The following is a 5,774-nucleotide window of genomic DNA, read 5'->3' as shown; positions in this document are numbered from 1 at the left end:
CCCTTGACTATCTAAGTCCCATTGAATTTAAAAAGATACACCCTAAAAAAAGTGTCTAGTTTAGTGTTGACATACCAGACTAAAATTTCATTCTTCTTATGAATTTCCCGTTAAATACAATATTTTAATGAAAATAAACTTTACTTTCCAAGGTGAAGAATTCGATTTGAAAGGCAAAATCATCAGAAGAGAAGACCATATTAAAGGAAAGTTAGTTTCATATGGTGTAGAGTTTGTTGATTTATCTGTAAATGACATCAAAAGATTAAACATAGCGCTACACAATTATCAAGTCGAACAAAGGAATAAAATAAGTTAACAAATAGTGTGAGCCCCCACCATCGCGTGAGGGCTTTTAAAATTTCAAATTAAAAAGGCCCCATCTTCGAAAAGTATAGGGCTAATGTTCTATATAGTTAACCGAGAGACTAGATGAAACTTATATTTACCTTAATTCGTATTAGCTTTATAAAAGCACGAAGGGAGTCTCTCAAATGATCGGAAATCCATCTGACATATTATCAATAGCATCTGATATTGTCTGGACACTAGCCCCAATAATCACCGCAGCAATTGTTTATAAAAAATATGTGGGGTGATGGGACCGTTTCACCCTCAAAATTTAGCACGATTTTATACGTAAAAATTCAGGAAATAAATTTTTATTTGCACGCAAAACGTTGATAAATCAGCAATGTATAAAATAATGCATATGACCTTAAGTATACTTATCTCTAAAACCTCATCGTAATGGGGTTTTTTATATTTTGTAATTCAACTTAATATTAACTATGTTGAGAAATATTGAATATCATATACATTGATATACAATAATTACTCAACTTTAAATCCTTCTAATTGGTGTTTCCAATAGTTCGCATAGTCCCGGATATCGTACAAAGAACTATGTAATTTACTAATATTTTTTAAGGCTACCTGGTTTACTGGTAAAAGTACTGAGTTATGCAGCATATCACATAATGCTGGCAAGTAAAAACGTGAAGCGATACCGACGGTTTCATATTTTCCTAAGTCTTTTAAGTCCGATGTTAAATTGTCTTTTAAGGATCTATATTTTTCTTTTATTTCACTTATTGCAACTCTTTTTTCCTCTGCATTTTTAATACTTTCAAGCTTCTCAATATCTTTATAAATTTCGTCCGTATCCTGGATGAAGCCATCTAACCTCTCAATCGTATGTTCCTTCTCCATGTCTACAACCTGTTTTTTCAGTGCCACAACCTCCTCGTTTTATAAACCCTCTCCTTATGTCCAATTTAATACAAAATAGTTGAGAAGTGGAGGAAAGTTGAAGTAATTTACCTTTTTCTCTACATGAACTCTTATATTAAACTTTGTACTTTTTTATCAACTTTTTTTCACTAACCTTATCAAATCGTGTCATCAGTCAATCCTTTGGTATCAATGACTTTTTCCAACTGTTTTCGAAAATTCATAAAATTACTCCTACTATAAATGTTTATTTCTTCTTTTCTTCCAACGTTTATTGATTGAAGATAAACTACTGCATTTATTAGTACCTATCTCCCATGTTTTACAACTAAAACGGACTGCAATTACTTTTCTACATAGCATAAACTATGTTGGGAAATGTTGAATATCGATATATATCATATTCATTTACACATCTTTAGATCCTTTTAACTTGTGTTAGTAGTGATTGATTTAAATAATATATCAATTTATGTTACACATAATAATCTTGTTTTGTTGTTTTACTTATTATATTTTAAATGTTTTTATTGTTTTATTGTTTTCGACATGAATAAAACTAGGATTCATGCTATTTCGACAATCATATATATAACAAAAATGGTCTTAACTATAACAAATTTGGTTCTAAACAAAACGAAAATGGTTTTAATTATAACAAATTTGGTTTATCAACCATAACAAAAATGGTCTTAACTATAACAAATTTGGTTGAACGATAACGAAAATGGTCTTAACTATAACAAATTTGGTTTATCAACCATAACAAAAATGGTTTTTAGATAAATGAGTCTTGTGTAACAAAAAAATACTTTTGTTATACTTAAGTTTTTGTCATAATTGAACTAGGGAAGGGGATATAACATGATAGATACAAAAATGGTTGAGGCAAGTCCAAATAATTTAGTAACAAAATCGAATATGCTAATAGAGGCAAACTATAAGTTGGGTGTCGTTGAGCAAAAAATCATTTTGTGTTTAGCAAGTAATATCCAACCAACAGATTCAGACTTTAAGACTTATACTTTATCAATAAAGGAGTTTAATAAACTTTTAGGTCTTAAAGGTAATCCAAAATATACGGAATTAAGACAAATTACTAAAGAACTAATGCAAAAGGTTTTTGAAGTCCGTATAGATAAAAAGGTGATACAGGTAGCCTGGCTAAGTTTTGTAGCATACAACGAGACAGAAGGGACCATTGATATCCGTTTTGACCCTTTTTTAAGACCATATTTACTACATTTAAAAAAGGAATTTACAAGTTATAAATTAGAAAATGTCGTTAAACTAAAAAGTACCTATGCTATTCGTTTATATGAACTCTTGAAACAGTACGAGAAGATCCGGGAACGAACATTGCCGTTATTAGAACTAAGGAAGATGGTAGGTGCAGTAGATATATATCCAGCTTACGGAAATTTTAAACAACGCGTTTTAATTCCGGCACAAAAAGAATTAAATAAAAAAACCGATATTTCTTTTGAGATAGAAGAGATTAAAATTGGTCGTCGAGTGGAGAAAATAAAATTTGTTATAATTTCGTCTAAGAAGAAAAATAACAATATCGATAAGCAACTATCGTTGTTCGAGGGTAACCTGGAGGATACTAAAATTGAAGAGTCCTTTAGTAATCAGATGAAAAAACTTGCATTAAAGTTAGGAATATCAATTTCTGATGATTTAATTAGGAATTGGGAAAAATATGGCCAGGAAAACGTACTAGAACTAATGCAAAAAATGACTGCAAGAAAAGATATTGATAATCCAATTGGGTACATAACAACAGTATTGAAATCGACTACAGAAGCTTTTAAACAAGTCTCGGTAAGTTCAGATGAGCAATCGATATTAATACAGCTCATTTCTTACTTTCGTAAGTCAATAGAACCTCTTCCAAATTGGTTGATTCAAGAAAAGTCTATAGAAATTATACAAAATGTATTGGATATAAACTTTGATGAGGCAAGTATATTATTTAATGCCTTAAAAGCAGATCTTTTTTTAGCTTTAGATATTAATGAACCGAATCAAAAAGAAAATACTTTGGAAGCAAATGAAGAATTTGAGAAAAAGAAAAAGATTTTTTATGAACGTCTAAAGAAAATATAACAATTTTGGTTACTAATATATCTTACTAACAACCTACCAGATGAGGTGGGTTGTTAATTTATAAACAGACAAAATTTTTAGGGTTGCAATACTCTATTTCAATAATTTTCATGATCACAAGGTTTGAGAGGACCCAGCAGTTTTCCATAGTGCTCATTTTCCGCATAAAATCCTGCATATTTTAAATCCATTTCCCAATCTCTTTTACGGCCTTCCTGATGGACTTTAATTGTTCCGTTAATAACTCGATATTATGCTGTTTATATTCGTGGTCTGGACCGTTCTTTTCCTCTTCAAGTTGTTGCTCCCAGTTTCGTTCCCATTCCTTTAGGTTATTCCATTTATCCAGCACCCTAGGAATATTCTCATATTGTTGGATAAGACTTGAACCTACAAATAAAATATTAATAAAACAAAGCCCTACCTCGATTAAGAGATAGGACTTATTTCATGTTAATTTCACATTATTTTCATCTTCAAATTCCTTTAATGCTTCAGCTACAATATCGTCTTTATTACCTGCTTTCGTGAATCTTATCCCTTGATGCCCCCCTGTTTCGGTAGCACAAATACATCAATTTCACCATTTGCCATCTCAGCTACTGTCAAATTTACCATTGATTTAATTTCCTGAATTGCAGTTAGTTCCTTAATTTCAGTATTGGCTATCATTTTATCATCCCCCTACTTACAAAAATTCTATAAGTAGAAGGTTAAACCTTTCCCATACTGTGACAGAAATGTGATTATTTAATGTCGGAATAAACAGTTACAAGGAAAGTATTAAACCCACTCCACCTACTTCCACCTTTGTTGATATGACGTTTTTTGAATTAGTCTAGCGGTTTTATATTATCAGTCATAAAAAACGCCTACAGGGGCATCTAACAGCTTTTAGGACTAAAAACTAAAAAAGAATTGACCCATTCCAAAGAATCGGTGGATAATCCATCCCGATTTAATTCATGAATTGATTGTCTCCTCTATAATAAATTCGAATTCCTCGTATTTATCTTCCGTCTCTTCGACATTAGATAGTTCTATTTCACCCGATATAACAGTAATATCCTCTTCAAATTCAAAGTGAAATCCTTCTAAGCGAAGAGAGACCTCTTTTGTTTTTTTAATCAGATATTTCTTTGCAATCGTTATTTCTATAGGGATACAGTCCTTAATTTCTGTTATCCTATTTTCATTCTTTATTTCTCTTATAACGATAAACTTCCCAAAAATCTCGATGTCATTTCCGACTTCTTTAATCTCATAATCAACATCCATTGAGATCTTGTTTATAATTCCACTTACTAAATTAGGTAATTTTTCTTTAAAAGTTAGTTGCAAATTAACTCATCTCCTACCAAATTTGTTATTAGAAGATATGACAACTAGTAGTTATAAATTCCCTTGGAAGAGATGAAAGACGTTATTTACTTTAATACCTGACTTTGATACTAATAAAATAAAGTTCAGAAAATGGAAAGGGCAAACCATCATGCTTTTTACTATAGGGCAGAGTCTTAGAATGTTGCGATTTAAGAAGAATCTTACTCAATTAGAAGTCGCGCGAAATATTGGAATAAGCGTTAATTCTCTTAGCAGATATGAAAATGATGAGCGTTTCCCTAAGAAAAAGGTTATCGAAAAACTTGCTGATTTTTACGGGGTTGAAGTTAATCAAATTCTAATTAATGCTTATACCTCTGAAGAAAATGGGGAAGGAATGAATTAACCCTGGCTAATTAAACTGGAGGTGATTCATTTGCAACGAAATACTTTAACAACCGAAGAGGTTGCTGAATACATAGGTGTTCACAAAGATATGATTTATACAATGGTCCGTCAGAAACAGATTCCTCATTTCCGAGTTCGCAGACGGATATTATTTAACCACGAAACAATTGATGCCTGGATCCAAGAACAAATAAAAGAGTCCGTTCAAACTAAAGAGGCTGTAGCCGAACGCTGAGCAAAATATCGAAAAAACTCGAAATTCTTACAAATTGGGTTGTTCAAGTCGATGTTATGTAAACTAAATAGGTTTCGATAAGAACAACTTTTCCCTATTTGCAGTAATATAGACATTAATCTCAAATTCGATACTTAACATAAATTACGTAATTTTTTATCCAAACCTTTATTTTTGAAAAAAGCCTAACCACTTGAAAGGCTAGGCTAGTTTGCTCAGTTCATTTTTTCTGAGTTGCTTTTAGAATCAATCTTAATATTTCCTATTGATAACTCCACAAAATTTACTTCCTTACCGTATTTACGAGATAATATCTTTTCGATAATCGGCTTCAATTTGAGGACCTTTTCTTCTGTTAGTTTAAATCCTTTTAAGCTCAATGTGGTACCTCCCTCTATAAAGTTAATTTATCTCACGAATACTCTCTTTTTCTCAAAATTTCATAACCACCTAATAGTTGACA

General features: G+C 31.3%; 8 protein-coding genes. 3 read left to right on the top strand and 5 right to left on the bottom strand.

The window, feature by feature from the left end:
- Positions 1 to 834: 834 nt before the first annotated feature.
- Positions 835 to 1,239, bottom strand: a complete 405-nt coding sequence (locus ACR65M_RS26280; RefSeq protein WP_116354741.1) for a hypothetical protein — start codon at positions 1,237 to 1,239, stop codon at positions 835 to 837.
- Between the two features lie 858 nt (positions 1,240 to 2,097).
- On the opposite strand from ACR65M_RS26280, the gene ACR65M_RS26275 reads away from it, so the two are divergent.
- A complete protein-coding gene (locus tag ACR65M_RS26275) occupies positions 2,098 to 3,345 on the top strand; it encodes a replication initiation protein (RefSeq protein WP_116354742.1) in 1,248 nt (415 codons plus the stop codon).
- 181 nt (positions 3,346 to 3,526) lie between these two features.
- On the opposite strand, the gene ACR65M_RS26270 is transcribed toward ACR65M_RS26275, so the two are convergent.
- The 3 genes from ACR65M_RS26270 to ACR65M_RS26260 form a co-directional block, all read right to left on the bottom strand.
- Positions 3,527 to 3,697, bottom strand: a complete 171-nt coding sequence (locus ACR65M_RS26270; protein WP_189655352.1) for a hypothetical protein — start codon at positions 3,695 to 3,697, stop codon at positions 3,527 to 3,529.
- Between the two features lie 182 nt (positions 3,698 to 3,879).
- Positions 3,880 to 4,017, bottom strand: a complete 138-nt coding sequence (locus ACR65M_RS26265) for a hypothetical protein (protein ID WP_189655353.1) — start codon at positions 4,015 to 4,017, stop codon at positions 3,880 to 3,882.
- Positions 4,018 to 4,308: 291 nt separating this feature from the next.
- Complete coding sequence (locus tag ACR65M_RS26260) at positions 4,309 to 4,686, bottom strand: hypothetical protein (protein WP_116354743.1); 378 nt, start codon at positions 4,684 to 4,686, stop codon at positions 4,309 to 4,311.
- A 151-nt stretch (positions 4,687 to 4,837) separates the two neighbouring features.
- Here ACR65M_RS26260 and ACR65M_RS26255 point away from each other — a divergent pair, with 151 nt between their 5' ends.
- Complete coding sequence (locus tag ACR65M_RS26255) at positions 4,838 to 5,074, top strand: helix-turn-helix domain-containing protein (protein ID WP_116354744.1); 237 nt, start codon at positions 4,838 to 4,840, stop codon at positions 5,072 to 5,074.
- Between the two features lie 30 nt (positions 5,075 to 5,104).
- A complete protein-coding gene (locus ACR65M_RS26250) occupies positions 5,105 to 5,311 on the top strand; it encodes a helix-turn-helix domain-containing protein (RefSeq protein ID WP_116354745.1) in 207 nt (68 codons plus the stop codon).
- A 215-nt stretch (positions 5,312 to 5,526) separates the two neighbouring features.
- Here ACR65M_RS26250 and ACR65M_RS26245 read toward each other — a convergent pair whose 3' ends face one another.
- Positions 5,527 to 5,691: a hypothetical protein gene (locus ACR65M_RS26245; protein ID WP_189655354.1), complete on the bottom strand. Its 165-nt coding sequence runs from the start codon at positions 5,689 to 5,691 to the stop codon at positions 5,527 to 5,529.
- Between the last annotated feature and the right edge of the window lie 83 nt (positions 5,692 to 5,774).

Source organism: Ferdinandcohnia sp. SAFN-114 (genome assembly GCF_059415045.1).
The sequence above is the reverse complement of the archived record's forward strand: the minus strand, read 5'-3'. Positions and strand labels throughout refer to the sequence as shown.